Origin of the sequence: Pseudomonas sp. SAR267, from assembly GCF_052077595.1 — a bacterium.
Taxonomy (GTDB): Bacteria; Pseudomonadota; Gammaproteobacteria; order Pseudomonadales; family Pseudomonadaceae; genus Aquipseudomonas; species Aquipseudomonas vlassakiae.
Map to the genome: position 1 here is coordinate 2,031,497 of NZ_JBQIHU010000001.1, position 26,246 is coordinate 2,057,742.

The following is a 26,246-nucleotide window of genomic DNA, read 5'->3' on the forward strand; positions in this document are numbered from 1 at the left end:
TCTTAGTGATAGCCGTCTTCATGGGTTACCTTGCCGCGGAACACGTAGTAGCTCCAGAAGGTATACATGAGGATGAACGGCAGGATGAACAGCGTGCCCACCAGCATGAAACCTTGGCTCTGCGGTGGCGCGGCGGCGTCCCAGATCGAGATCGACGGCGGGATGATGTTCGGCCACAGGCTGATGCCCAGCCCGCTGTAACCCAGGAAGATCAACACCAGGGTCAGCAGGAATGGCGTGTAGTGAGCATCGCGCGCCACCGCCTTGAGCAGGCCGTAGAAGGTCACCAGCACCAGCAACGGCACCGGCATGAACCAGAACAGGTTGGGCATGCTGAACCAGCGGTCGGCAATCTGTGGATACGCGATCGGGGTCCACAGGCTGACGATGCCGATCACCGCCAGCAGCACCAGCGCCAAAGGCCGTGCGAGGTCGTGCATTCGCGTTTGCAGGGCGCCCTCGGTCTTCATGATCAGCCAGGTACAGCCCAGCAGGGTGTAGGCGACGATCAGGCCAAGGCCGCAGAACAGGCTGAACGGTGTCAGCCAGTCGAGGGTGCCACCGGCGAAATGCCGGTCGACCACCTTGAAGCCTTCGAGGAAAGCCCCCAAGGCCACGCCCTGGAAGAACGTCGCGACCAGCGAGCCGCCGATGAACGCCTTGTCCCAGATATGACGCTTCTCGGCCGTCGCCTTGAAGCGAAACTCGAACGCCACACCGCGGAAGATCAAGCCGATCAGCATCAGGATCAGTGGCAAGTACAGCGCCTCGAGCACCACTGCATAGGCCATCGGGAACGCCCCGAACAAACCGGCACCGCCCAACACCAGCCAGGTTTCGTTGCCGTCCCACACGGGGGCAACGGTATTCATCATCACATCACGGTCACGCTCGCCCTTGACGAAGGGAAAAAGCATGCCGATCCCCAGATCGAAGCCGTCCATCACCACGTACATCATGACGCCAAAGATGATGATCACAGCCCAGATCAGCGAAAGGTCGATACCCATGGCTCAGTTCCCCTTGCTCAGGTTGGCGGAGACGGCATCGCTGCCCTCGTCGGCGGCCGACAATGGCCGTGCCGGGGTACGTTTCTGGCCTGGGCCACCCGGCCGCTGATCATCGCCTTCGCCGGTATGAGGACCTTTGCGGACCAAACGCATCATGTAGGCGAAGCCTGTACCGAACAGCGCGAAATACACCACCACGAACGCGATCAAGGTAAACCCGAGCTGGGCGTAGCTGTGGTTGGAGACACCGTCGGCAGTGCGCATCAGGCCGTAGACCACCCACGGCTGGCGCCCGACCTCAGTGGTGATCCAGCCTGCCAGGATGGCCAGCAGTCCGGAGGGCCCCATCCACATCACGAAATGCAGGAACGGGCGTGAGCTGTAGAGCTTGCCCCCCCTGCGCAACAGCAGGCTCCAAAGCCCTGCGGCAATCATCAACAGACCCATGGCGACCATGACCCTGAACGACCAGAAGATGATGGTCGAATTGGGCCTGTCCTCGGCAGGGAATTCCTTCATGGCAGGGACTTGCTTGTCCAGGCTATGGGTGAGAATCAGACTGCCGAGCACCGGGATCTCGATCTTGAAATGGGTGGTTTCGGCTTTCATGTCGGGAATGCCGAACAGGATCAGCGGGGTCGGCTCACCCGGTTGGTTTTCCCAGTGGCCCTCGATGGCTGCAATCTTGACCGGCTGATGCTTCAGCGTGTTCAGACCATGGAAGTCGCCGATCACCGCCTGCACCGGCGCGACGATCAGGGCCATCCACATGGCCATCGACAGCATCTTGCGCACGGCAGGGTTGTCCCGCCCGCGCAGCAGGTGCCAGGCCGCCGAGGCGCCGACGAAAAAGGCCGTGGCGACGAAAGCAGCAGTGGCCATGTGCATCAGGCGGAAGGGGAATGATGGGTTGAATACAATCGCGAACCAGTCCATCGGCACCACCCTGCCATCAACGATCGCGTGGCCCTGCGGGGTGTGCATCCAGCTGTTCGAGGCAAGGATCCAGAAGGTCGACACCAGCGTGCCCAGCGCCACCATGCACGTGGAAAAGAAATGCAAGCCGCGCCCGACCCGGTTCCAGCCGAACAGCATGACGCCGAGGAAGCCCGCCTCGAGGAAGAATGCCGTCAGCACTTCATACGTCAACAAGGGGCCGGTGACTGAACCTGCGAATTCCGAGAAGCGGCTCCAGTTGGTGCCGAACTGGTAGGCCATGACCAACCCGGAGACCACGCCCATGCCGAAGTTGACGGCGAAGATCTTCGACCAGAAGTGATAGAGATCACGGTAGACCTGCTTGTCGGTCCGCAGCCAGAGGCCTTCGAGAACCGCCAGGTAGCTCGCCAGGCCAATGGTGATGGCCGGGAACAGGATGTGGAACGACACGGTAAAGGCAAACTGCATTCGGGCGAGCTCTAAGGCCTCTATTCCGAACATGGTGCTTCCTCTTCAGATAATCCGGCGTCTGGGCTTGTGGCCCCGTCGCCCACTGCCCCCACGGTAGTCGAGTGCGGCATCTTGGAATTGTTCTGTTCGATCGCAGGGATTCCGGCCCGAAGGCCAATTCGTTGCCCGTTCGTTGCCCATCTGTTGCAAAAGCAACGATTGATCCAGATCAACGACTGTTAAAAAGCATAGTCCCGAATGGCCCGCTGGGCCGTGCGGTTGTTTGCCGCGTGACCGGTTGCCCCACCCCCTTTCGCGAGGCATGAAAAAGTGCCGATCACGGCAAACAGTAACCGGTTGTTACAAACAGATGATACGCTGCGAGCCCCTCTACTGCGCCGAGACCAACAGGTTCCCGATGTCCGATTCCGCACCGCAGTTGTTGCGTCATCACCGCCCTTTCATCGCTTTCTGGCTGGCCCGGGTGTTCACCGCCAGTGGCTTCCAGATGCTCACCGTGGCCATTGGCTGGCACCTCTACCAGCTGACCGGCAATGTGCTCGACCTGGGCCTGGTCGGCCTGGTCGAATTCGCGCCCCGGGTGCTGTTCATGCTGCATACCGGGCATGTTGCCGACCGCTATGACCGGCGCAAGGTGGCGGCGCTGTGCCAGACCTTGCAGGGGCTTATCGCCCTGGCGCTGGCCGTGGGCAGTGCCACCGACAATGTCAGCCGCGAACTGATCTTCGCCCTGGCCTTCCTGCTCGGTGCCACCCGCTCATTCGAGATGCCGGCGACCCAGGCGCTGCTCCCCAACGTCGTGCCGCCAGGGCTGTTCACGCGAGCGGTAGCCGCCTCCGCCTCGGCAACCCAGGCGGCTACCATCGTCGCTCCTGCCGTGGGCGGCTTCCTGTACGCGTTCGGCAGCATCTGGGTGTACGGCCCGACCGTTGCCCTGTATGCCGTCGCCTGCCTGCTCATGCTCAGCCTCGACTCGCGCCAGCAAGTGCCCCAGCGCGGCCGCGCCAGTATTGAATCGCTGATGGCCGGGATCCGCTTCATCCGCAGCCGGCCGGACATTCTCGGGGCCATTTCGCTGGACCTGTTCGCCGTGCTGCTGGGTGGCGCCACCGCGCTGCTGCCGGTATTTGCCAAGGACATCCTGCTCACCGGCCCGTGGGGCCTGGGCCTGCTGCGTTCCGCACCTGCAGTCGGGGCTCTGTTGATGTCGCTGTGGCTGGCGCGGTTCCCGGTCGAGCGCAAAGTCGGCCGCACCATGTTCACCGCAGTCGGGCTGTTCGGTGTGGCAACCATCGCCTTTGGCCTCTCGACCTCGTTCTGGTTCTCGCTGGCGGTGCTGGTGGTGCTGGGCGCGGCGGACATGATCAGCATGGTGATCCGCGGCGCCTTCGTGCAGCTGGAGACGCCGGACGAGATGCGCGGGCGGGTGAGCGCGGTGAACGGCTTGTTCATCGGTGCCTCGAACCAGCTCGGCGAGTTCGAGTCCGGGGTGACGGCGCACTGGTTCGGCACGGTGCCGGCGGTGGTGCTGGGCGGCGTGGGCACGCTGGTGGTGACCGGGGTGTGGATAAAACTGTTCCCCACACTGGCCAAGCGGGACCGTTTGCACAACGGTTGATCTTTCGCCTGTGCCGGCCTCTTCGCGGGTAAACCCGCTCCCACAGGGGTTTCGAGAGCAGCGCCGTACCTGTGGGAGCGGGTTTACCCACGAAGAGGCCGGCACAGGCTAAGTATTACCCATTCCCCAACGGCCATAGGCCCCCGCCGAGCATGCTGGTATGATGCGCGGCTTTTTTCCTCCCCACACAAAACCACGGCATCGGCTTCGGTCTGTGCTTTGCTGATGGGGTCGATACATTCACGGCGCGAGGGCGCCCTGGGGAGCGGGCATGCTGGAAAGGCTGTTTCAACTAAAAGCACACGACACCAATGTGCGCACCGAGATTCTTGCGGGCGTCACTACCTTCCTGGCCATGGCCTACATCCTGTTCGTCAACCCGAGCATCCTCGGTGAGACCGGCATGGACAAGGGCGCAATCTTCGTCGCCACCTGCCTGGCGGCCGCCATCGGCTCGACCACCATGGGCCTGATTGCCAACTACCCGATCGCCCTGGCGCCGGGCATGGGCCTGAACGCGTTCTTCACCTACACGGTGGTCCTGCACATGGGCCACACCTGGCAGGTGGCACTCGGCGCGGTGTTCCTCTCGGCGGTGATGTTCTTCCTGCTATCGATCTTCCGTATCCGCGAATGGATCGTGAACAGCATTCCACTGCCGTTGCGTTCTGCGATTGCTGCCGGTATCGGCCTGTTCCTGGCGTTCATCGCCCTGCACAATGCCGGCATCGTCGTTGATAACCCAGCGACCCTGGTTGGCCTGGGTGACCTCAAGCAGCCAGCGCCTATCCTCGCTACCCTGGGCTTCTTCCTGATCGTCGGCCTCGAGTCGCTGAAGGTTCGTGGCGCAGTGCTGATCGGCATCCTGGCCGTGAGCATCGCTTCGATCCTGATGGGTGTGACACCGTTCGGTGGCGTGGTCTCGATGCCGCCATCGCTGGCGCCGACCTTCCTCCAGCTGGACATCAAAGGCGCCCTCGACGTGGGCCTGGTCAGCGTGATCTTCGCCTTCCTGTTCGTCGACCTGTTCGACAACTCGGGCACGCTGATCGGCGTGGCCAAGCGCGCCGGCCTGATGGGCAAGGACGGCCACATGCCAAAGATGGGCCGTGCCCTGATCGCCGACAGCACCGCCGCCATGGCAGGTTCCCTGCTGGGCACCTCGACCACCACCAGCTACATCGAATCCGCCGCTGGCGTGAGCGCCGGAGGCCGCACCGGCCTGACTGCCATCGTCGTCGCCATCCTGTTCCTGCTGGCGCTGTTCTTCGCGCCGCTGGCCGGTAGCGTACCGGCCTTCGCCACGGCACCGGCGCTGTTGTTCGTCGCCGTGCTGATGGCTTCGGGCCTGGCAGAAATCAATTGGGACGACATCACCGAGGCCGCCCCCGTGGTCGTGACCGCCCTGGCCATGCCACTGACCTACTCGATCGCCAACGGCATCGCCTTCGGTTTCATTTCCTGGACCGCCGTCAAGCTGATCTCCGGCCGCCACCGCGACCTGAACCCGGCCCTGGTGATCCTTTCCATCCTGTTCGTCATCAAGCTGGGCTGGTTCAACGCATGAGTGCTGTCTTCGACCCCTCCGCCTACGCCACCCAGCTCGAGGGCAAAGTCGCCCGCCTGCGCGAGCTGCTGGCGCCCTTCGGCGCGCCGGAACCGGCCGTTTTCGACTCGCCGCGCGAGCACTACCGCCTGCGCGCCGAGTTCCGCCTGTGGCGCGAAGATGGCCAGCGCCACTATGCGATGTTCGCCCCTGGCGACAAGCACAAGGCGATCCTGATCGACGACTTCCCCATCGCCAGCCAGCGCATCAATGAGCTGATGCCGCGCCTGAAGGCCGCCTGGCAGGCCAGCGAGGCACTGGGCAATCGCTTGTTCCAGGTAGAGTTCCTCACCACGCTGGCCGGCGATGCCATGGTCACGCTGTGCTACCACCGCCCGCTGGACGAGGCCTGGGAAGTGGCTGCCCGGCAGTTGGCCGAAGACCTCGGCGTGAGCGTGATCGGCCGTTCGAAGGGCAAACGCCTGGTGATTGGCCGCGACTATGCGGTGGAAAAACTTGATGTTGCCGGTCGCGTTTTCAGCTACCGCCAGCCGGAAGGCGCGTTCACCCAGCCCAACGGCGCGGTGAACCAGAAGATGCTGAGCTGGGCGTTCGAGGCCATCGGCCAACGTGAAGACGACTTGCTGGAGCTGTATTGCGGCAACGGCAACTTTACCCTGCCGCTGGCCACCCGCGTGCGCCAGGTGCTGGCCACAGAGATCAGCAAGACTTCAGTCAATGCCGCGCTGAGCAACCTCGCTGAAAACGCTGTGGATAACGTGCGGCTGGTGCGCCTGTCGGCGGAAGAGCTGACCCAGGCACTGAACGAAGTACGGCCGTTCCGCCGGCTGGAAGGGATCGACCTGAAGAGCTATGAGTTCGGCACCGTGTTCGTCGACCCGCCCCGTGCTGGGATGGACCCGGACACTTGCGAGCTGACCCGGCGTTTCGAGCGAATCCTGTACATCTCGTGCAACCCCGAGACCCTGGCGGCGAACATTGCCCAGTTGCACGACACGCACCGCATCGAGCGTTGTGCGTTGTTCGACCAGTTCCCGTATACGCACCACATGGAAAGTGGCGTCCTGCTGGTTCGGCGCTAGAGCATTCGCGGGCAAGCCCGCTCCCACATGGATAGCATCAACCTTGATGCTTGCGCGACACCTGTGGGAGTGGCGTCCTGCTGGTTCGGCGCTAGAGCGTTCGCGGGCAAGCCCGCTCCCACATGGATAGCATCAACCTTGATGCTTGCGCGACACCTGTGGGAGTGGCGTCCTGCTGGTTCGGCGCTAGAGCGTTCGCGGGCAAGCCCGCTCCCACATGGATAGCATCAACCTTGATGCTTGCGCGACACCTGTGGGAGCGGGCTTGCCCGCGAAGGGCCGCACAGCGGCCCCGAACTTTGACTCAGAAGTCGAAGAACACCGTCTCCCCTTCTCCCTGAATGCGGATATCGAAGCGATACGCCGTTTTCCCGTCCACCTCGCAACGCTTGGCAATCAAGGTCTCACGACGTTGCGGCTGCTCGATCAGGTTGAGCACCGGGCACTTGGCATTGGCCTCGGCCTCGTCGTCGAAGTACAGCCGCGTGTGCAGATGGATGTTGATCCCCCGGGCGAACAGGCTGATGTTGATATGCGGCGCCATTGGCACGCCTGCAGCATTGTTCACCACACCCGGCTTGACCGTATGCACGGTCCACTCACCGGCATCGAAGGTGGTGGCGGTGCGGCCGAAGCTGTTGAAGGCGTTTTCCAGGTTATAGGCATCCTGATACTGACCGTTGGCGTCGGCCTGCCACAGTTCCAGGAACGAATCACGCACCAGGTGGCCGTTGCCGTCATACACATGACCGATCAGCACGATGTGCTCGCCCGGAGCGTCCGGCTTGGCCAGGCGGTTCCAGATTTCCTGGTCGCGGGTCGGGTTGCCGGCCGCTTCCAGGGCCAGGCCGATGTGCACGTAGGGGCCGGCAGTCTGCGATGGGGTTTCCGGCAGCAGTTCGATTGGCATGGCGGGTTCCTCAGCAGTTTTCGAAGTGGGTCTTGCGCTGGCCACGCAGCACGATATCGAAGCGGTACGCCAGGCAGTCCATCGGGTTGGCGTTGCTCATGTCGAGCTTGGCGATCAACTGCTGGACGGCTTCAGGGTTGGCGATCGACTTGACGATCGGGCACATCGGGATCAGCGGATCACCTTCGAAATACAGCTGGGTGATCAGCTTGGTGGCGATCGACGGGCCGCTGATGCCGAAATGGATGTGCGCCGGGCGCCAGTCATTCGGCCCGTTGCGCCAAGGGTACGGGCCCGGCTTGATGGTGCGGAAGCTGTAGTAGCCGTCGCGGTCGGTCAGGCAACGGCCGACGCCACCGAAATTCGGGTCCAGCGGCGCCAGGTAACGGTCGTTCTTGTGGCGATAGCGGCCACCGGCGTTGGCTTGCCACATCTCCACCAGGGTGTTCGGCACAGGCTTGCCGTACTGGTCGACGACGCGGCCGGCAACGATGATGCGCTCGCCGATCGGCAAGCCACCGTTGTTGAAGTTCAGCAGCAGGTCATGGTCGTGGGCACCGAAGCCCAGGTGGGAAAAGTCCGGGCCGGTGGTTTCGCTGATCGACTGTGGGATGCTGACCAGTGCCTGGCGCGGCGAGCGGGCAACGGAAGTCTTGTAGTCGGGCGTCAGGGCCTTGGGGTGCCAGTTGCGATCACGGATCACGAAGCGGCTGTTGTCCTGGGCAGGCATGCCGGATTCCTCTCTTGGAATTATGAAAACGCCTGTACACGGCAGGCGGACTTGCAGTTTCAGGCAGGTAGCGAGGGATGGATAATGAAATCACCCGCCAATTACATAACCAAACGGTTATGTATTAGTGGCTTTGGCTGTGGTGATCTAATCTTTATCCCCATGTTTCACGCTCTGGAGAGCTCTTCATGGAATGGCGAAAAGGCCGGCGCAGCGACAACGTGGTCGATGCTCGCGGCGAAGGTGGCGGCGGCGGCATGCGCTTTGGCGGAGGCAAGGGGCTGGGGCTTGGCGCTGTGCTGCTGATTGTCGGCATCGGCTGGCTGACCGGCCAGGACCCGCTGCAGATTCTTGGCCAGCTCGCCGGGCAGATGGAACAACAGCAACAGCAGGCAGCCCCCAGTGGCGCTGGCGGCAAGGCACCGCCGGCCAATGACGAACAGGCGCAGTTCGTCGCCTCGATCCTGGGCGATACGGAAGACACCTGGAAGGCCCTGTTCGCCCAAGCGGGCAAGCAGTACCGTGATCCCAAGCTGGTGTTGTTCAGCGGCCAGGTCAATTCGGCCTGCGGTTTTGCGTCTGCGGCAGTCGGGCCGTTCTACTGCCCGGCGGATCAGCGGGTCTACCTGGACATGTCGTTCTTCCGTGAAATGGAAACCCGCTTCGCGGCGGCCGGCGACTTCGCCCAGGCCTACGTGATCGCCCACGAGATCGGCCACCACGTGCAGACCCTGCTCGGGGTGTCGGCCAAGGTCGATGCCGCGCGGCGCAGTGGCCAGCGCCTGGAAGGCGACAATGGCCTGCTGGTGCGCCAGGAACTGCAGGCCGACTGCCTGGCCGGCGTTTGGGCGTATCAGGCGCAGAAGCGGCTGAACTGGCTGGAGCCGGGTGATGTTGAAGAGGCGCTGAATGCCGCCAATGCCATTGGTGATGACCGGCTGCAACAGCAAGGTCAGGGGCGCGTGGTGCCCGACTCCTTCACCCATGGCACCTCGGCGCAGCGGGTGCGCTGGTTCAAGGCCGGGTTTGCCCAAGGGAATGTGAACAGCTGCGATACTTTCGGCGCGCGTAGCCTTTGAGAGCCTGGGGGGCCGCTTTGCGGCCCTCAGCGATCTCCAAAAGGCAAACGTTTTCTCGATATTGCAAATCAGCTGAAAAAGCGATTCAGCTTTCGCTGTGCCGTGCCGATAACACCTGCACGAATCAGCGGGCCCCAGAACAACAACGCCCTGCGATTGATGATCAAGTGAGCGAATGAATTTTCTGGAGAGCGTGCATGAACAGCTGGTTTGCCAACATCAGCGTCAACCTCAAACTCGGCCTGGGCTTCGGCCTGGTGCTGGGTCTAACCGGCCTGCTGGCCCTGACCGGCTGGACCAGCCTGGGCAGGCTGATTGACCGCAGCAACTGGATGGGTGACATCGGTCAGCTCAACAAGGATCTGACCGACCTGCGCATCGCGCGTCTGCAGTACATGATCGCCAATGGCGATGACGCCGCCGCTGCCAACACCCAGGCCAAGCTCGACGCCTTCAGCAAGCAGCAGCAATACCTGGTCACCACCTTCACCAGCCCGGCCAACGTCGTGCTGCTCAAGGAGCTGGGGCAGACCATCAGCGAGTACAAGGTATCGCTGAACAAGATGCGCGCCGGCTACAAGAGTTCGCTGGCCGCCCGTGATGCAATGAACGTGTCGGCGGCAAGGGCCGATGAGGCCATGGAAGTCCTCAGCCAGGACGTCATGTCCCGCCCCGAGCCAGACAGTGTGCGCCTGGCCCAGTACCAACTGATCAGCAAGGCGCGCCAGCAACTGCTGCAGGTGCGTATCGACGTGCGCGGTTACATTGCCGACAACAGTGCCGCCAACGAGCAGACCGCCCTGCGCCAGCTGGAAGGCGCCCTGGCCGATATCGACAACCTCAAGCGCCAGTTGCCAGCTGAAGCCGCCCGTGTCCAGCAGTTCGAGCAATCGGTGCAGGCCTACCGCGATGCCGTGCGCCAGTTCCGCGATGCGGTTGCCGACATCACCGTTGCCCGCGCCGAGATGACCGTGCAAGGCGCCGATATCGTCAAGCGCAGCGACGCGCTGTACAACATCCAGCTGGAGCGTCGCGACGCAGAAAGCACCCAGGCCCGCAGCCTGCAGACCATCGCCACGCTGCTGGCGCTGCTGGCTGGCGTCATTGCTGCAGTGGTCATCACTCACCAGATCACCCGCCCGCTGCGCGATACCCTGCAAGCCGTGGAACGCATTGCCAGTGGCGACCTGACCCACGACCTGCGCGTTACCCGTCGCGATGAAATCGGCGTGCTGCAACAAGGCATTGCGCGCATGGGGACGACCCTGCGCGAACTGATCAGCGGCATCCGTGACGGCGTCACTCAGATTGCCAGCGCCGCCGAAGAGTTGTCGGCGGTGACCGAGCAGACCAGCGCCGGTGCCAACAGCCAGAAGGTCGAGACCGACCAGGTCGCCACCGCCATGCACGAAATGGCCGCCACCGTTCAGGAAGTGGCGCGCAACGCCGAGCAGGCTTCTCATGCCGCGACTGGCGCCGATGACGAAGCGCGTGCCGGTGACCGCGTGGTCGGCGAGGCGATCAGCCAGATCGAACGCCTGGCCGAAGAAGTGCACCGCTCCACCGAGGCCATGAACCTGCTGCAACAGGAAAGCCAGAAGATCGGCAGCGTGATGGACGTGATCAAGTCGGTTGCCGAGCAGACCAACCTGCTGGCGCTCAACGCCGCGATCGAAGCGGCCCGAGCCGGTGAAGCCGGCCGTGGTTTCGCCGTGGTCGCCGACGAAGTGCGTGGCCTGGCCCAGCGCACGCAGAAGTCCACCGAAGAGATCGAGGAGTTGGTGGCCAGCCTGCAGCACGGCACCCAGCAGGTGGCCAATGCCATGCAGGGCAGCCGCACCCTGACCGACAGCAGTGTCGAGCTGGCGCGAAAGGCAGGTGCGTCGCTGGAGAACATCACCGGCACGGTGTCGAGCATCCAGTCGATGAACCAGCAGATCGCAGCGGCGGCCGAGCAGCAGAGCGCGGTGGCAGAAGAGATCAGCCGCAGCATCCTGAATGTGCGCGATGTGTCGGAACAGACCGCGGCAGCCAGTGATGAGACCGCAGCGTCCAGCGTCGAGCTGGCGCGCCTGGGTGGTCACCTGCAGATGCTGGTCAGCCAGTTCCGCGTCTGACTGGAGACCATTCGCGGGCACGCCCGCTCCCACAGGTACGGCGCAAGATTCGAAACCTGCGCTGTACCTGTGGGAGCGGGCGTGCCCGCGAAGAGGCCCGCACTGCCTATGCAGAGTTACTTGACGATCATCCCCACCCCGCGCCCACGCGGATCCGAAGCGGTCTCAAGCTGCGCGCCGTTGACCCGGATCGCCTGGATATCGCCCATCTCCCAGCCCTGATCCTCCAGCACATAGCCCATCTTCTTCAGCTCTTCAGCCACCGGCCCGGTCAGCGGCGCGTAGCTGTCGAAGTAGATGGTGTCCTTGGGCAGCAACTGATGGTGCACACGCTGCGCCGCCACGGCCTTCTCCAGCGGCATGCCGTAGTCGTACAGGTTGTTCATCACCTGGAAGATGGAGGTAAAGATCCGCGAACCGCCCGGCGTACCGATCACCAGCTCGACCTTGCCATCGCGGGTCATCAGGCTCGGGCTCATCGACGACAGCATGCGCTTGCCCGGTTCGATGGCGTTGGCGTCACCGCCAACCACCCCAAAGGCATTCGCGGCGCCAGGCTTGGCGCTGAAATCGTCCATCTCGTCGTTGAGCAGGAAGCCTGCGCCCTTGACCACCACGCCGCTGCCGTAATCGAGGTTGAGGGTGTAGGTATTGCTGACCGCATTGCCCTGCTTGTCGACGATCGAGAAGTGCGTGGTCTGGTGTGGCTCCAGGCCTGGCTTGACCTTGTCGGTTTCGGAAATGGCCTTCGGGTTGACCTGGGCGGCGCGCTTGGCCAGGTAGTCCTTGGCCACCAACTGGTCGACCGGCACTTTGGTGAACGCCGGGTCGCCGAGGTAGTCGGCACGGTCGGCGAACACACGTTTTTCAATCTCCGATAGCAGATGGATGTACTGCGCCGAGTTGTGCGCAACACCCTTGAAGTCCGCCACGCGGTCTTCCTTGATGCCCAGCAGCTGGGCCAGGGCCACGCCGCCGGAGCTTGGTGGTGGCGCGGTGTAGACCACATTGCCGCGCCAGCTGATGGCGATCGGTTCGCGCCACACGGCTTTGTAGTCCTTCAGGTCTTCCTTGGTGATCAAGCCCTTGTCGGCCTGCATCTGCGCCACCAGCAGGTCGGCAGTCTTGCCTTGGTAGAACTCGCTCACGCCCTTGTCGGCAATGCGCTCGAGGGTCTTGGCCATTTCCGGCTGCTTGAACAGTTCACCGACCTTCATGTTGCCGAAATAGTCGTTGAAGTTGGTCGCGGTCTTGAACATGCCCTGGGCATCGTTGCGGTACTGGTACTGCTTCTCGGCGACCTTGAAGCCGTTTTTGGCATAGCCGATGGCCGGGGTCAGCAGCTCGCTCCAGGGCAGCTTGCCGAACTTCTGGTGGGCTTCCCACAGGCCCATCACCGTGCCAGGCACGCCTGCGGCGCGCACGCCGACCAGGCTCAGGTTCTCGATGACTTCGCCCTTGTCGTCCAGGTACATGTTGCGTGAGGCAGCCTTGGGCGCCACTTCGCGGTAGTCGAGGAAGTACGGCTTGCCGTCGACGAACAGGGTCATGAAGCCACCGCCACCGATGTTACCCGCCTCGGGGTAGGTCACCGCCAGGGTGAAGGCCGTGGCCACGGCCGCGTCCACCGCATTGCCGCCCTTCTTGAGGATGTCGGCTGCAACCTGTGCACCATATTGATCGGGGGCGGCTACAGCGCCGCCTTCCAACGTGGCGGCGTAAGTCGAGGAACAGCTCAGGATCGCGGCTGCCAGAGCCAGGTACTGGAACGGGACAATACGCATGACACTTCCTTGGTGTTGTTTTTGTTGAGCAGTCAGTAAGGCCGAAGCGCTGTGACTGTGCAATCAAACGCAGGAAGTTTCGCCGCCTGTGGACAGGACCTGTCGCGATCAGGCAACTCAGCAGGCGTACATGGCCAACTTGCGCTGGATGAAATCAAGGAAGCATTGAATCCGCAGGGCCAGCTGGGTGTTGCGGTAGTACACCGCGTGGATCGGCTGGCGGTAGCCATTGTTGGCCTCGCTCAGCAGTACCTTGAGGCGGCCGGCGCGGATGTCTTCGTGGGTCATGAAATGCGACAGGGCGACGATGCCCTCCCCGGCCAGCGCCAGTTGGCGCAGGGTCTCGCCGCTGGAGGCGATCAGTGCCGGGCGGATGCCCCAGCGGTCACCCTGGGCGTGGCGCAACGGCCACTGGTTCAACGATTCAGGCTGGCTAAAGCCGAGCAGGCAGTGACCGTTCAGGTCTTCGACGTTTTTCGGCGTACCGTGTCGCTCCAGGTATTCCGGGCTTGCCAGCACCTGTATCGGGCTGCAACCGAGCGAGCGGGCATGCAGGCTGGAGTCGGCAAGGTCACCGATGCGGATGGCCACGTCGGTGCTCTGTTCCAGCAGGTCGATGATCAGGTCGTCGGTGTTGAGCTCCAGCTCGATGCCGGGGTACTGGCGGCGGAACTCGCCGATCCACGGCAGGATGGCGTGCAGCATGAACGGCGCCGCGGCGTTGATGCGCAGGCGCCCGGACGGCGTCTGGCGATTCATCGACAGGCGCTCCTCCATCTCGTCCATCTGCTGCAGCACCAGGCGCGAGCGTTCGAGGAAGAAGCGGCCCTCCTCGGTGAGGTCCATGCGCCGGGTGGTGCGGTTGACCAAGGTGGTGCCGAGCTTGGCCTCCAGGCGCGACAGGGTGCGGCTGACCGCCGACGGGGTCTGGCCCATCTGCTCGGCAGCGGCGGAGATTGAGCCGCAGTCGATGACGGCGACGAATATCTGGAGTTCTTCGGAGCGGGTTTTCACTTGAGCGCCTGTGTCGGGTCCGTGCAGGGATTAGATAGCCTTGCCGAAGACCTTGTCCAGATGAGCCTCGTAGGCCGCCAAGGCTGCCGCCACATCCGGGCGCTTCATCACATCCACCGCAAGGAAGGTTGGCAGCCCGGTCATACCCAGGAACTGGTTGGCTTTGTGGAACGGGAAATACACCGCATCGACACCCTTGCCCTCGAAGAAGTCGCTCGGGTCATCGAACGCTTGCTGTGGTGCATTCCAGGTCAACGACAGCATGTATTGCTTGCCGTGCACCAGGCCACCGCTGCCGTACTTCTGCGAGTGGTCGGAGCGGGTACGCCCATCATTGGCGTAGAGGCTGCCGTGGCCAGCGGTGAAGACATCGTCGATGTACTTCTTCACGGTCCACGGTGCGCCCATCCACCAGCCTGGCATCTGATAGATGATCACATCGGCCCAGAGGAATTTCTCGACTTCGACCTGAGCGTCGTAGCCACCGTCGATGAAGGTGTGCTGCACATCGAAACCGGCACGGTCCAGATGCGCCAGCGCGGCATCGTGCAGGGTCTGGTTGAGGCGACCGTCAGAGTGGGCGAATTGTTTGCCGCCATTGAGCAGAAGGATCTTTTTCATGCTGGGCCTCGAGTCATTTGATGGATGACCGGCACAGTAATGGCTGACGGGCGCGGGATACAGCAGTTGGCAGTCAAAATACAATTGACCTGAAGTCACGAATCACAACTTAATTATTGCCGTAGAATCGATTCTCCAATTATCTGTGAGTACGATCCATGAGCGAGCAGCACGCATTCATCCTTAAGGCCAAGACCCGTCCGGAAATGGCCGAAGCATTCGAGACCCTGTTCCGTGCCTACGTCGAGCCCAGCCGCCAGGAACCAGGCTGCATCGAATACCACATGCTGCGCGACCAGCAGGACCCAACCCTGTTCGTGTTCTATGAAGTGTGGGCCGACAAGGCAGCGCTGGACGTGCACTCGGCACTGCCGCACATGGTCGAGTTCTTCGAAAAGCGCATGGATTACCTGGAGCGCGATTTCGACATCCAGCCCATCGTCATGCTCAGCGCCTCGTCCGCTAACCGTTGATCAGCAGGTGGCCGCCCAACGCGGCCAGGCCGATGAAGAAGCAGCGCTTGAACAGCGCTGCGCTGATACGCTGGCGCAGCCACTTCCCGGCGAACATGCCCAAAAGGGCCGGCGCCAGCATCAGCAGCGAAGCCCCCAGCGCTTGCCCACCCAAGGCATCCTGCCCGGCCAGGCCAAGGGCCAGCGCCAGGGTCGAGACCGTGAACGACAGGCCCAGCGCCTGCACCATTTCGTCGCGGCTCAAGCCCAGGCTTTGCAGGTAAGGCACCGCGGGCATCACGAACACGCCAGTAGCCGCAGTGACCACACCGGTCACCAGTCCACAGACCGGCCCCAGCCACCCTTCCCGCTCCGGCGCTACCCGCAAGGCCGGGCCTGCCAGACCGTACAGCGCGTAGATCACCAACGCCGCCCCCAACGCCTGCACTGCCCATGGCCCGTTGTTGATGCCCAGCCAGGCACTGCCAAGCAACGTACCGAGGAATATCATCGCCAGCATTGGCCCGAGCCTTCGCAGCAGCGCGAGCAGATGCCCGCCAGCCGCAAGTTGCCATAGGTTGGTAAGCGTCGAAGGCACGATCAACAACGCAGCAGCCTGCGTCGGAGACATAGCCAGCCCCAGCAAGCCCATGGCGATGGTCGGCAGGCCGAGGCCGATCACGCCTTTGACGGCACCGGCCAGCAGGAAGGTGATGATCACCAGCAACGTCAGTGCCGGGCCAATGGTGTAGTAGAAAGCGGTCAAGGTATTCATGGGTGCGATGATGGCTTGCCGCAGTTGGGCTGAAAATCTGCCATATACTCAGCCAGACTCTTGCCAGGACAGAGGCAGATGCATTTCGACCTGATCGACCTCCGGCTTTTCCAGCACACCGCCGAATGCGGCAACATCACCGCCGGCGCCCGCCGCAGCCATCTGTCGCTGCCAGCGGCCAGCGCACGTATCCGCGCGATGGAGGCCTCGCTTGGCACACCTTTGCTCGAGCGCAATCGCCGTGGCGTGCAGCCGACACCCGCCGGGCAGGCGCTGCTGCAGCATGCGCGACTGATCGGCCAGCAGGTCGAACGCCTGCAGTTCGACCTGGCCCATTATGCGTGCGGCCAGCAAGGCCAGGTGCGGCTGTTGTGCAACACGGCGGCGCTGACCGAGTACCTGCCGGAGTTGCTGGCCAGCTACCTTGCCGATAACCCCGGGATCAGCATCGATGTGCAGGAACTACCGAGCCTGCGCATCGTGCAATCGATCACCCAAGGCATGGCTGATCTGGGCATCATTTCCACCGCCGCGCCCAGCGCGCATCTGCAGACCCTGCCCTTTCGCGATGATCCGCTGGTGCTGGTGACTCCGCTGGATCATCCCCTCGCCGCAGCGCCCGCCCCGAGCTTCGTCGATTGCCTTGCCCACGGCCATGTCGGGCTGGGGGCGAACAGCGCCCTGGCGCTGTATCTGGAGGAACAGGCCCTGCGCGAAGGCCACCGCATGCAGGTGCGGGTGCGGGCCGAAGGGTTTGACGGGGTGATTCGCATGGTCGCCGGTGGTGCCGGTGTCGGCGTGGTGCCCCTGGCATCGGTGCAGCGCTGGAACGGGGTGTTGCCGATGCACTGGGTGGCGCTGCGAGAGGATTGGGCGAACCGGCGGTTGCTGTTATGTGCCCGGGATTTTGCCAGGTTACCGGGCTATGCGGCGGGGTTGGTCGAGCGATTGATGCCAGCGTGAACGTTCAACGTCGCCTGGGCTGACGTATTTGCGGCGGTTTCGGCGCCCCGATTCACCACCTCCACAAGTGATGAATTCCAAAGCCGACTCGTAGTTCAGTGCATGAGCGCCAGCTCTCGCAGTGCAGCCGAGGCGAGAAATCCGGAACGGGAGGCATACCGATGATCACGCTTCACTTTTTCGTCGATCCGCTGCAGCAGGTTTTCCGGCAGTGTTGCATTGAACCGCACGGCCTTCCCCAGATATGGCGTTATATCGAAATCAACGACAGCCCAGACCCCACCGGCAAAATCAGGATTCGCCACATGTACATCGACTTCCTGTGCTTGCGGTAGCGCCTCGTTATCGGCAACCAAGCCCTCAAAATGAAGCGCCAGCGCCTCCTGAACGTTCTCCAGTGCTTGAGCGACAGTCCCTCCGGCAGAGAAGCAGCCAGGAACATCGGGAACGGTCACGCCGTAGTCCGAATCGGCGTCCTTGTGCAATACGACCGGAAATTTCATTGCGCGTCTCCACTGATGTTCGCGCTGACGAAGCCACTGGACTGCTTCAAGCCAGCTTGTTTCAAGATGCTGTGCACAGTGCCTTTAGGCAGATCGCTCTTGGGATGAGGAACTGTCACCCTCCCCTTCTTGAACGGATGCCTGAACTGGTGATGGCTGCCCTTCACCTCGACTTCATACCACCCATCCGCCTCAATGAGCTGGATCACTTCACGACTGCGCATTCACCCTTCCTTCGGCAGCCGATGTGTATGATACACACCGAATTGACCAAAACGAAGCGCAGTACACACTATGCACACTTTCGGCGACCAGCGGATGGTTCAGATCACCCAGTAGGCTTCAACTTATAGCTCTGTAGGAACCTACATTCCTACCGTATACCCCCAGGGGGTATCACTTCAGATAAGACCGCAACAACGCCGCCACCTTGTCCGCCTCTTCCTGCCGTTCCTCGGCGCTCAGCCCTTCCGCCACCAGGTGTTCGCGGATGTGCCCTTCCATCACCTCGGCCATCAGCCCGTTCACCGCGCCGCGCACGGCTGCGATCTGCTGAAGGATCGCCAGGCAGTCCTTGTCCTGCTCCAGCGCGGTCTCCAGGGCAGCGGCCTGGCCTTTGATCTTGCGCACGCGGGTCAGCAGTTGCTTCTTGCTCTTGATCGTATGTGCCATAGGCTTTCACACCCTTATAGGTATACTGGGGTATAGTATATTTCTCGACGTTCCGGGAGCATGATAAACCATGTCGACACAAACCTCAGGCCGCTGGCAGCACAGCCACCAGTTCCACACCAGCAACCTCGGTGCCGAGCGCAAGACACGCCTGGCCGTGTGGCTGACGGCGATCATGATGGTGGCGGAAATCGCCGGGGGCTGGTTCTTCAACTCCATGGCCCTGCTCGCCGACGGCTGGCACATGAGCTCGCATGCCCTGGCCCTGGGCCTGTCGCTGCTGGCCTACGCTGCCGCGCGTCGTTATGCCAAGGACCAACGCTTCGCTTTTGGCACCTGGAAGATCGAGATCCTCGGCGGCTACTCCAGCGCCCTGCTGCTGCTCGGCGTGGCCGGGCTGATGGCCTTCCAGTCGGCCGAGCGACTGCTGACGCCGGGGCCGATCCATTATGACGAGGCGATCTTCATCGCCGTGATCGGCCTGGCCGTGAACCTGATCTGCGCCTGGCTGCTGCGTGACGACCACGATCATCACCACCACGGTCATGGCCATGACCATCATCATGACCACGGTCATCACCATCATCACGACCTGAACCTGCGCTCGGCCTACCTGCATGTGATTGCCGACGCCGCCACCTCGGTACTGGCGATCGTCGCCCTGCTGGCCGGCAAGTTCTGGGGCGCCAGCTGGCTCGACCCGGTGATGGGCCTGGTCGGTGCGGTGCTGGTGGCGCTCTGGGCTCGCGGCCTGCTGCGCGATACCGGCCGGGTATTGCTGGATGCCGAGATGGATGCGCCGGTGGTCGAGGAGATTCGCGAAGTGGTCGCCGAACTGCCGGTGCCCGCCACCATCACCGACCTGCACGTGTGGCGCGTGGGCAAGGACCAGTACGCGTGCATCCTCAGCCTGGCCACCCAGGCCGCATTGAGCGCCGACAGCGTGCGCCAGGCGCTGGGCGTGCATGAGGAACTGGCCCACATCACCGTCGAGGTCAACACCCTGGCATAGCGCGGGCAGGCAGCTGGACGTCGAGCCCAGGCAACTGCGGCTCGGCGGATGGCCCTATGGTGACAAGTCATCCAGCCAGTCACCAGGAGTTGTGCCATGTCCGATTTCATCACCGTCCTGCGCGAAACCTGCCCGACGCCGGTCGTGGACGCCACCAAGTGGAAGCGCATCGGCGGCGATCCGCACACCGTCAACCTCAACGCCTACCTGTCGGCCGACGGCAGCAAGATCATGGGCACCTGGATCTGCACCCCGGGCAAGTTCGAGGTCAACTACGAGAAGTGGGAGTTCTGCCACTTCCTCGATGGCTACTGCATCATCACCCCGGAAGGCGAAGAGCCGAAGCACCTGAAGGCGGGTGATGTGTTCGTGATCGAACCGGGGATGAAAGGCACCTGGGAAGTGGTCGAGACCGTGCGCAAGTACTTCGTCTTCGCCTGATCCATCAAGCGACACCAATCTCTGTGGGAGCGGGCATGCCCGCGAACACCGGCGTAGCCGGTGGCGGGCAACGAGTCGTCTGCTTCGCGGGCACGCCCGCTCCCACAATCAATCCTTCTTGCGGTACCCCTCGACGATCGCCGAAAAGTCCTTGCCGCCTTCCCCGCGCAGGCTCATGGCCTGGTACAGCTGCTGGGCGACGGCACCGAGGATCACCGGCTGGTGTGCCTGGCGCGCAGCCTCGGTGGCCAGCCCCAGGTCCTTGAGCATCAGTTCGGCACCAAACCCACCGGTATACCCACGCGAGGCAGGTGCAGTTTCGATGATGCCCGGCCACGGGTTGTAGGTATCGGAACTCCAGCAACGCCCGGTCGAGCTGTTGATGATCCCCGCCAGCACCTTGGTGTCGATGCCCAGTGCATTGCCCAGGGCCATGGCCTCGGATACGCCGATCATCGAGATGCCCAGCAGCAGGTTGTTGCAGATCTTGGCGATCTGCCCGGTACCGACCTCACCGCAGTGCACGATGTTACGGCCCATCTGCTCCAGCACCGGCTTGAGCGTGGCGAACAGTTCTGCGCTGGCGCCGACCATGAAGGTCAGCGTGCCCGCCGCGGCGCCACCCGTGCCACCAGACACCGGCGCATCGCCCATGTCCACACCTTTGGCGGCGGCCGCCTTGGACACCTCACGCGCGGTCTGCGGGTCGATGGTGCTGCAATCCAGGGTCGGCGTGCCTGGGCGGATGCCCGCCAGCACGCCGTCGTCTTCGTTGAGGTACACGGCGCGCACATGTGCGGCCGCCGGCAGCATGGTGATCACCAGCTCGCTGCTGGCCGCCGCGTCCTTCGGCGAGGCGCTGACCTGCCCGCCCAGCTCAGCGAGCTCGGCCAGCACGGTCTTGTTCAGGTCAAACAGGTTCAACTGGTGCCCGGCCTTGATCAGGTTGCGGGCCATGGGCGCGCCCATGTTGCCCAGGCCGATGAATGCGATACGCATGGCGTGCTCCTTAGCGCAGGCTGATGGTGGTATTCACACCGTCGTTGACGCTGTCGTCATCGAACCAGCGGGCGGTGACGGTCTTGGTCTGAGTGTAGAACTGCACCACTTGCTTGCCGTACGGGCCCAGGTCGCCGAGCTTGGAACCGCGCGAGCCGGTGAAGCTGAAGAACGGTACCGGTACCGGGATCGGGATGTTGATACCGACCTGGCCGATGTCGATCTCGCTCTGGAACTTGCGCGCCGCCGCGCCGCTCTGGGTGAACAGGCCGGTACCGTTGCCGAATGGGTTGGCGTTGACCAGGGCAATGGCTTCGTCGAGAGTGTCGACTTCCAGGGTCACCAGCACCGGGCCGAAGATTTCCTGGGTGTACACCTGCATGTCGGTCTTCACCCCGGAGAACAGGGTCGGGCCGACGAAGTTGCCTTGTTCATAGCCTGGCACCTTGACTCCACGGCCATCGAGTTCGAGCTTGGCGCCTTCCTGGATGCCGCTTTCGATCAGGCCCAGCACCCGCTCCTTGGCGCGCTTGGAAACCACCGGGCCTACATCCGTGCCCGGCTCGCAACCGGCGTTCACCTTGAGCTTGCTCGCCGCGTCCTTGATGTCCGGCAGCCACTCACGCGCCTTGCCCACCAGCACCGCCACCGAGGTAGCCATGCAGCGCTGGCCTGCTGCGCCGAAGGCGGCACCGACCAGGGCGTTGACGGTTTGCGTGCGGTTGGCGTCTGGCAGCACCACGGCGTGATTCTTCGCGCCCATCATCGACTGCACACGCTTGCCGTGCTGGCTGGCCAGGTTGTACACGTGGGTGCCGACTTCGGTCGAGCCGACGAAGGAAATCGCCTTGATGTCCTGGTGGGTGCAGATCGCATCTACCACTTGCTTGCCGCCGTGCACCACGTTGAGTACGCCCGCCGGTACACCGGCCTCCAGCGCCAGCTCGACCAGCAGCATGGTCGACAGCGGGTCCTGCTCGGAAGGCTTGAGGACGAAGGTGTTGCCGCAGACGATGGCCATCGGGAACATCCACAGCGGGATCATCGCCGGGAAGTTGAACGGGGTGATGCCAGCGCACACACCGATCGGCTGGCGCAGGGTGTAGGTATCCACGCCACTGGCGACGTTCTCGGCGAATTCGCCCATCTGCAGAGTACCGATGGAAGCCGCGTGCTCGACCACTTCCAGGCCGCGGAAGATATCGCCTTCGGCGTCGGCAAGGGTCTTGCCCTGCTCGGCGCTGAGCACCTGGGCGATGCGTTTGGTGTGTTCGCGGATCAGCGCCTGCAGCTTGAGCATGATGCGCATGCGTGCACCGATCGGGGTGTCACGCCAGGTCTTGAAGGCGCGCTGGCCGGCAGCCACGGCGGCATCCACTTCTTCGACGGTGGCGAACGGTACCCGCGCCAGCACTTCTTGGGTGGCCGGGTTGACGATGTCGCGCCATTCGCTGGTTTTCGACTCGACCCACTGGCCGTCGATCAGCAGCTTGACCTGCTCGACCTTGGTCTTGTCAGGGGACTGTGGTGCGTTCATCTGCGTTCTCCTTGGAATTATTGTCAGGACGAGATCGCCAGCGCCGGGCAAACGCGAGGTGGCGCCTTGGGGCTTTTTTCGAGTATAGATGTGCAAACATCCAACAAGAACGCATAAAAAAACCGGATCAACATGCAAAAAGACCTGACCTCCCTCAGTGCGCTGAACTGGGACGATCTGAAGTTCTTCATTGAAGTGGCGCGCACGCGCAAAGCCAGCAGCGCGGCCAAACGCCTGGCCGTCGACTACACCACGGTATCGCGGCGCATCAGCTCGCTGGAGGGGGCGATGGGCACGCTGCTGTTCGAAAAGTCACGCACCAACGGCTTTGTCCTGACCGCCGAGGGGCAACGCCTGCTGGGCTACGCGGAGTCGATCGAGAGCACCTTGCACATGGCCTGCGAACAGGTTTCCGGCTCCGGCGTGGCGCTCTCGGGGCATGTGCGCATGGGGTGCACCGAAGGCTTTGGCAGTTTTTTCGTCACCCCGCAGTTGAGCCATTTCGTCGATGCCTACCCGGCGATCTCGGTAGATATCCTGCCGCTGCCGCACTTCATCAGCCTGTCCAAGCGCGAGGCAGATATCGTCATCGCCCTGGAGCGGCCGGAGCATGGGCCCTATGTATGCTGCAAGCTGTGTGACTACCGATTGCGGCTTTATGCGACCCAGGACTACCTGGACAGCCATGCACCGATCCGCCAGGTCAGCGACCTGGGGAGCCACCCGTTCATCAGTTACGTCGACGATCTGGCGTTCAGTTCGGAGCTGCTGTACCTGGCCAACCTGATTCCCAACGCCAATGCGCATTTGCGCAGCACCAGCGTCATAGCCCAGTACACGGCGGCGCTGCAGGGGCGTGGGTTGGCGATCTTGCCGTGCTTCCTGGCGGCGCAGGATGCGCGGCTGGTGACGGTGTTGCCGGAGGAGATCGAGGTGACGCGGCAATTCTGGATGTATTGCCGGGAAGATTTGAGGAAGTTGAAGCGGATTACCTTGTTGTGGGATTACATCCGCGGGGTGACCGAGGCGAATGCGCCGTTGTTGATGGGTGAGACGCGCGACATGCGCTTTGCTCAGGATTGACGGGGCCTCTAGCGGCCCGCCACCCATCACCCAGGCGTTGCTGCTGCAGCCCAAGTCACCGGCGTCGATCCTGATGATGACCTCGATGCATGAGCTGGAAACGCTGCGGGCGTTGCTCGAATCGGCGTTGATCCAGGTCCGGATGCCTACTGGGCCTCGGACTTTTGCACTGAGGCTCAAGTGATGTGCTAGCTGGTCTGGCCTCTTCGCGGGCACGCCCGCTCCCACAGGGGATCGCGGATCCATGTGGGGCTTGCCCGCGATGCGCCGCGCGGGCGGCGCTCGATATCACAGGCGCCACAGAACTCAAGGCTGGCACCTGTAAGCCCCACCACAACTTCTTGCCAGAGCAAGTCCGCTATCACAAACAGTGCGCTAGACCGGAACTATCAGTAAGACGCCACCACAATCGACACTCGTCGGTTCTCGGTCCGCCCGGCGCTGGTGCGGTTGTCCGCCACCGGCTGCGTGCTGCCCAGCCCACGGGTATGAATGTTCTGCGCCTGCATGCCAACATCGATCAACGCCTTGGCCACACTCTGCGCGCGTCGCTCGGACAACTGCTGGTTGTAGGCGGCCTTGCCCGAAGCATCGGCGTGGCCATCAACACGCACGCTTTGGATACCCACGCCCAGCAAAGCCTTGCCGATCCGCTCGACGATCGCCTGGCTCGGGGCATTGAGGCTGTCCAGGTCGCTGCCGAACAGCACCTTGCCCGACAGGTCGAATGCCCAGCCTTCCTCGGTAGGGGCGAAACCTTCACGCTTGAGTACGGCGATCTGTTCGGCGCTCAGCCCTTTGGGTGGCGCGCTCTGGCACCCTGCCAACGCCAGCAAGGCCAGCAACATCACGACGAATGAAAAACGCAAACGCTGTATCACGGTTCAACTCCTGTTGCTGGAATCGGCAGCGGACCGTTCCGTCTGCGCCGCTTGCCACTGGCCACGACGCTTGCGCTTGGCCTGGTACATTGCCGCATCTGCGGCATTGAGGAGGCTGGCAGGGTCTTTGCCATCCTCCGGGTAATAGGCGATGCCGACACTGAGCGACGTGGTGAGGCTGGCGCCGCCATCGAGCAGCATCGGCAGCTGCATGCTGGCGATGATCTTCTCGGCGATGCGCTCTGCGTCCTCACGCGAGTGCAGCGGGGTCAGCAGCACGGCAAACTCGTCGCCCCCCAGGCGGGCCACCAGATCGTGCTCGCGCAGTTGCGCACGCACACGGTCGGCCACGTTGATCAGCACTTCGTCGCCCACGGCATGGCCGAGGCTGTCGTTGATCTGTTTGAAGTGGTCACTGTCGAGGAACAACAGCGCTAAATGGTCTTGCTGCCGTGCCGCATTGCGCAGGCTGCGGCTGAGGCGCCCCTCGAAGAACGCGCGGTTGGGCAGGCCGGTAAGGCTATCGTGGCTGGCCTGGTGAGCCAGGGTGGCGTTCTCGTTTTGCAGGTGGCCGTGCCAGACCTCCAGTTCATCGAGCAAGGCATTGAAATCGTTACCCAACTCGTTCAGCTCGGCAATGGGCGCTTCCGGCACACGGCGGTCGAAACTGCGTTCGCGACGTGCGGCGTGGGCGACACTGGCCAGGCTGCGCAGGGGGCGCACGATGTCGCCAAGCAGCCGCCGCGACAGATACAAGGCAACGAAGGCACTGAGGATCGTGCAGAACAGAATGCCGCCAAGGCCGCTGAGCAGGAACAGCAGCAAGCTGCGGCCCTGGCCGACCAGCTCGATATGCCCGACTTGCTGTTGCTGGTGCATGATCGGCAGGTTGATCGGCCCATTCAGCAAGGCCGATGCCACCTGCGCCTCAAGGTGCCCGAGCACGCCTTCTTCACGACGCTGCCAGTGCGCCAGCTGCTCCCCATCGTTGTTGAATACCTTGGCGTCCGCCACTTCTTCGGTTTTGGCGATCAGTTCCAGCGCCTCATGGGCCGCCGCGCTGTCGTCGAACACCACCGCGGCTTCGACGGTGTAGTTGATCGAACGGGCAATCAGGTGCAGGTTGTGGTGGGCGTACACGCGCAGGGCCAGCACACCGAGCAGGGTCAGCGAGATACCGGCCAGGCCCACTGCCATCAGGGCAACGCTGAGGTGGCCGCGGCCGAGTACCGAACGCAAGGTGGGACGCACGCCGGCCTTCCAGGCTGAACGCTTCATGGCACAGCTCCGCGTCGCCGTGACAGCTGCAACACGCTGGGATGGATACGCACGCCGGAACGTGCCACGGAGTCGAGATTGACCTCGAACGCGACCTGCTGGTCACCGACGCGCAGGCAGAACAGGCTACCCACCGTGCACGGGTCGTCGGCTTCGCTGATGCTCAGTACCGGATGGCCATTGATGGCCTGGAACAGGTGATCGCGCTGGGCATCGTCGAGCTTGCCGATGTACACCGCGTCGCAGGCTTGGGCAACGTTCCGGTCGTCGGCCAGCAGGCGGCGCACCTGCAAGGGTTGGCCAGAGTTCTGCACGTTGCCCTTGATCAGGTCGTCGGCATATTCGGTGGGGCCGACCATGCACAAGCGCAAAGGCACAGGTTCGGTAGGCCAGCGGGCATAGCTGAAGATGCCCTGGACCACTTGGGTTACCGCCTTGGCACGCTGCTGGGCCTGAGCGGAGGTCGCGGAACCGCCCGCCTGGACGGGGCTGGCCAACAGCGACAGGGCGACGAGAACCAGCAAAAGCGCACAGCCTGTCAACCGCTCCCTGGCGCCTGTCATGTGAGAGTTCTCTCAAAAACCTGTCTGAGTCGGCGCAACGATAGCACAACGCTGGCTATCGGGAGGAGCGGGCGTGCCCGCGAATCAGGCAACTCGGTGTATGGCACCGGCTACGCCGGTGTTCGCGGGCAAGCCCGCTGCCACA

26 protein-coding genes are annotated in these 26,246 nt (G+C 63.0%); 10 read left to right on the top strand and 16 right to left on the bottom strand.

Annotated features, from left to right (window positions below; genetic code table 11):
* Nucleotides 1-2: 2 nt before the first annotated feature.
* Together cydB and ACTORR_RS09820 are read right to left on the bottom strand one after the other, a co-directional pair.
* Nucleotides 3-1,010, bottom strand: a complete 1,008-nt coding sequence (cydB, locus tag ACTORR_RS09815; RefSeq protein WP_286935568.1) for a cytochrome d ubiquinol oxidase subunit II — start codon at nucleotides 1,008-1,010, stop codon at nucleotides 3-5.
* Between the two features lie 3 nt (nucleotides 1,011-1,013).
* Nucleotides 1,014-2,450, bottom strand: coding sequence for a cytochrome ubiquinol oxidase subunit I (locus ACTORR_RS09820; RefSeq protein ID WP_054887139.1), 1,437 nt, complete (start codon nucleotides 2,448-2,450; stop codon nucleotides 1,014-1,016).
* Nucleotides 2,451-2,817: 367 nt separating this feature from the next.
* Between ACTORR_RS09820 and ACTORR_RS09825 the strand changes: the two genes are divergently transcribed.
* The 3 genes from ACTORR_RS09825 to trmA all read left to right on the top strand — a co-directional run bounded on the left by ACTORR_RS09825 (nucleotide 2,818) and on the right by trmA (nucleotide 6,687).
* Nucleotides 2,818-4,038, top strand: a complete 1,221-nt coding sequence (locus ACTORR_RS09825; RefSeq protein WP_286935566.1) for an MFS transporter — start codon at nucleotides 2,818-2,820, stop codon at nucleotides 4,036-4,038.
* Nucleotides 4,039-4,309: 271 nt separating this feature from the next.
* A complete protein-coding gene (locus tag ACTORR_RS09830) occupies nucleotides 4,310-5,605 on the top strand; it encodes an NCS2 family permease (RefSeq protein WP_313365700.1) in 1,296 nt (431 codons plus the stop codon).
* Nucleotides 5,602-6,687: a tRNA (uridine(54)-C5)-methyltransferase TrmA gene (gene trmA, locus ACTORR_RS09835; RefSeq protein WP_099815681.1), complete on the top strand. Its 1,086-nt coding sequence runs from the start codon at nucleotides 5,602-5,604 to the stop codon at nucleotides 6,685-6,687. Before ACTORR_RS09830 ends, trmA begins: the two co-directional genes overlap by 4 nt.
* Nucleotides 6,688-6,991: 304 nt before the next feature.
* On the opposite strand, the gene pcaG is transcribed toward trmA, so the two are convergent.
* Nucleotides 6,992-7,597 (bottom strand): protocatechuate 3,4-dioxygenase subunit alpha, encoded by a 606-nt coding sequence (pcaG, locus tag ACTORR_RS09840; protein ID WP_099815682.1) that lies wholly within the window; start codon nucleotides 7,595-7,597, stop codon nucleotides 6,992-6,994.
* Between the two features lie 10 nt (nucleotides 7,598-7,607).
* Nucleotides 7,608-8,327 carry a protocatechuate 3,4-dioxygenase subunit beta gene (gene pcaH / locus ACTORR_RS09845; RefSeq protein WP_054886879.1) on the bottom strand — a complete coding sequence of 240 codons (720 nt, stop codon included), beginning with the start codon at nucleotides 8,325-8,327 and terminating at the stop codon, nucleotides 7,608-7,610.
* A 188-nt stretch (nucleotides 8,328-8,515) separates the two neighbouring features.
* Here pcaH and ypfJ point away from each other — a divergent pair, with 188 nt between their 5' ends.
* The gene (ypfJ, locus tag ACTORR_RS09850; protein WP_099815683.1) at nucleotides 8,516-9,406 is read left to right on the top strand and encodes a KPN_02809 family neutral zinc metallopeptidase; all 891 of its coding nucleotides are present in this window, start codon (nucleotides 8,516-8,518) and stop codon (nucleotides 9,404-9,406) included.
* 197 nt (nucleotides 9,407-9,603) lie between these two features.
* Entirely contained in the window at nucleotides 9,604-11,523 is a 1,920-nt protein-coding gene (locus tag ACTORR_RS09855; RefSeq protein WP_313365701.1) for a methyl-accepting chemotaxis protein, read from the top strand.
* A 116-nt stretch (nucleotides 11,524-11,639) separates the two neighbouring features.
* On the opposite strand, the gene ggt is transcribed toward ACTORR_RS09855, so the two are convergent.
* The 3 genes from ggt to ACTORR_RS09870 all read right to left on the bottom strand — a co-directional run bounded on the left by ggt (nucleotide 11,640) and on the right by ACTORR_RS09870 (nucleotide 14,942).
* A complete protein-coding gene (gene ggt / locus ACTORR_RS09860) occupies nucleotides 11,640-13,307 on the bottom strand; it encodes a gamma-glutamyltransferase (RefSeq protein ID WP_054886882.1) in 1,668 nt (555 codons plus the stop codon).
* 117 nt (nucleotides 13,308-13,424) lie between these two features.
* Nucleotides 13,425-14,321, bottom strand: coding sequence for a LysR family transcriptional regulator (locus ACTORR_RS09865; RefSeq protein WP_054886883.1), 897 nt, complete (start codon nucleotides 14,319-14,321; stop codon nucleotides 13,425-13,427).
* Nucleotides 14,322-14,351: 30 nt separating this feature from the next.
* The gene (locus ACTORR_RS09870; protein ID WP_441343622.1) at nucleotides 14,352-14,942 is read right to left on the bottom strand and encodes an NAD(P)H-dependent oxidoreductase; all 591 of its coding nucleotides are present in this window, start codon (nucleotides 14,940-14,942) and stop codon (nucleotides 14,352-14,354) included.
* A gap of 158 nt (nucleotides 14,943-15,100) precedes the next feature.
* Between ACTORR_RS09870 and ACTORR_RS09875 the strand changes: the two genes are divergently transcribed.
* Complete coding sequence (locus ACTORR_RS09875; RefSeq protein ID WP_176507677.1) at nucleotides 15,101-15,415, top strand: putative quinol monooxygenase; 315 nt, start codon at nucleotides 15,101-15,103, stop codon at nucleotides 15,413-15,415.
* Here ACTORR_RS09875 and ACTORR_RS09880 read toward each other — a convergent pair.
* Nucleotides 15,405-16,169, bottom strand: a complete 765-nt coding sequence (locus ACTORR_RS09880) for a sulfite exporter TauE/SafE family protein (RefSeq protein ID WP_099816020.1) — start codon at nucleotides 16,167-16,169, stop codon at nucleotides 15,405-15,407. The two genes, ACTORR_RS09875 and ACTORR_RS09880, sit on opposite strands and share 11 nt — an antisense overlap.
* A 78-nt stretch (nucleotides 16,170-16,247) precedes the next feature.
* On the opposite strand from ACTORR_RS09880, the gene ACTORR_RS09885 reads away from it, so the two are divergent.
* Nucleotides 16,248-17,132, top strand: a complete 885-nt coding sequence (locus ACTORR_RS09885) for a LysR substrate-binding domain-containing protein (protein WP_099816019.1) — start codon at nucleotides 16,248-16,250, stop codon at nucleotides 17,130-17,132.
* Nucleotides 17,133-17,227: 95 nt separating this feature from the next.
* Here the strand turns inward: ACTORR_RS09885 and ACTORR_RS09890 are convergent, their stop codons facing one another.
* The 3 genes from ACTORR_RS09890 to ACTORR_RS09900 all read right to left on the bottom strand — a co-directional run bounded on the left by ACTORR_RS09890 (nucleotide 17,228) and on the right by ACTORR_RS09900 (nucleotide 18,307).
* On the bottom strand, nucleotides 17,228-17,635 hold the full coding sequence (locus ACTORR_RS09890) for a type II toxin-antitoxin system HicB family antitoxin (RefSeq protein ID WP_054886888.1): 408 nt from the start codon (nucleotides 17,633-17,635) through the stop codon (nucleotides 17,228-17,230).
* Nucleotides 17,632-17,859, bottom strand: a complete 228-nt coding sequence (locus ACTORR_RS09895; protein ID WP_054886889.1) for a type II toxin-antitoxin system HicA family toxin — start codon at nucleotides 17,857-17,859, stop codon at nucleotides 17,632-17,634. Before ACTORR_RS09895 ends, ACTORR_RS09890 begins: the two co-directional genes overlap by 4 nt.
* Nucleotides 17,860-18,031: 172 nt before the next feature.
* Nucleotides 18,032-18,307 carry a metal/formaldehyde-sensitive transcriptional repressor gene (locus ACTORR_RS09900; protein ID WP_054886890.1) on the bottom strand — a complete coding sequence of 92 codons (276 nt, stop codon included), beginning with the start codon at nucleotides 18,305-18,307 and terminating at the stop codon, nucleotides 18,032-18,034.
* Between the two features lie 70 nt (nucleotides 18,308-18,377).
* Between ACTORR_RS09900 and dmeF the strand changes: the two genes are divergently transcribed.
* Nucleotides 18,378-19,319 (top strand): CDF family Co(II)/Ni(II) efflux transporter DmeF, encoded by a 942-nt coding sequence (gene dmeF / locus ACTORR_RS09905; protein WP_313365607.1) that lies wholly within the window; start codon nucleotides 18,378-18,380, stop codon nucleotides 19,317-19,319.
* A gap of 96 nt (nucleotides 19,320-19,415) precedes the next feature.
* Nucleotides 19,416-19,760 (top strand): cupin domain-containing protein, encoded by a 345-nt coding sequence (locus ACTORR_RS09910; protein WP_003258412.1) that lies wholly within the window; start codon nucleotides 19,416-19,418, stop codon nucleotides 19,758-19,760.
* Between the two features lie 108 nt (nucleotides 19,761-19,868).
* Here the strand turns inward: ACTORR_RS09910 and mmsB are convergent, their stop codons facing one another.
* Both mmsB and ACTORR_RS09920 read right to left on the bottom strand, forming a co-directional pair.
* Nucleotides 19,869-20,759 carry a 3-hydroxyisobutyrate dehydrogenase gene (gene mmsB / locus ACTORR_RS09915; protein ID WP_054886892.1) on the bottom strand — a complete coding sequence of 297 codons (891 nt, stop codon included), beginning with the start codon at nucleotides 20,757-20,759 and terminating at the stop codon, nucleotides 19,869-19,871.
* 10 nt (nucleotides 20,760-20,769) lie between these two features.
* The gene (locus tag ACTORR_RS09920) at nucleotides 20,770-22,296 is read right to left on the bottom strand and encodes a CoA-acylating methylmalonate-semialdehyde dehydrogenase (RefSeq protein WP_313430796.1); all 1,527 of its coding nucleotides are present in this window, start codon (nucleotides 22,294-22,296) and stop codon (nucleotides 20,770-20,772) included.
* A gap of 132 nt (nucleotides 22,297-22,428) precedes the next feature.
* On the opposite strand from ACTORR_RS09920, the gene ACTORR_RS09925 reads away from it, so the two are divergent.
* A complete protein-coding gene (locus ACTORR_RS09925; RefSeq protein WP_099816016.1) occupies nucleotides 22,429-23,379 on the top strand; it encodes a LysR family transcriptional regulator in 951 nt (316 codons plus the stop codon).
* A gap of 389 nt (nucleotides 23,380-23,768) precedes the next feature.
* Here the strand turns inward: ACTORR_RS09925 and ACTORR_RS09930 are convergent, their stop codons facing one another.
* From ACTORR_RS09930 to ACTORR_RS09940, 3 genes are read right to left on the bottom strand one after another with little or no spacing between them, the layout of a single operon-like run.
* The gene (locus tag ACTORR_RS09930) at nucleotides 23,769-24,260 is read right to left on the bottom strand and encodes an OmpA family protein (RefSeq protein WP_054886896.1); all 492 of its coding nucleotides are present in this window, start codon (nucleotides 24,258-24,260) and stop codon (nucleotides 23,769-23,771) included.
* Nucleotides 24,261-24,263: 3 nt separating this feature from the next.
* On the bottom strand, nucleotides 24,264-25,538 hold the full coding sequence (locus tag ACTORR_RS09935; RefSeq protein ID WP_286934249.1) for a diguanylate cyclase domain-containing protein: 1,275 nt from the start codon (nucleotides 25,536-25,538) through the stop codon (nucleotides 24,264-24,266).
* Nucleotides 25,535-26,101 (bottom strand): YfiR family protein, encoded by a 567-nt coding sequence (locus tag ACTORR_RS09940; protein WP_286934251.1) that lies wholly within the window; start codon nucleotides 26,099-26,101, stop codon nucleotides 25,535-25,537. The genes ACTORR_RS09935 and ACTORR_RS09940 overlap by 4 nt, the downstream gene beginning before the upstream one ends.
* Between the last annotated feature and the right edge of the window lie 145 nt (nucleotides 26,102-26,246).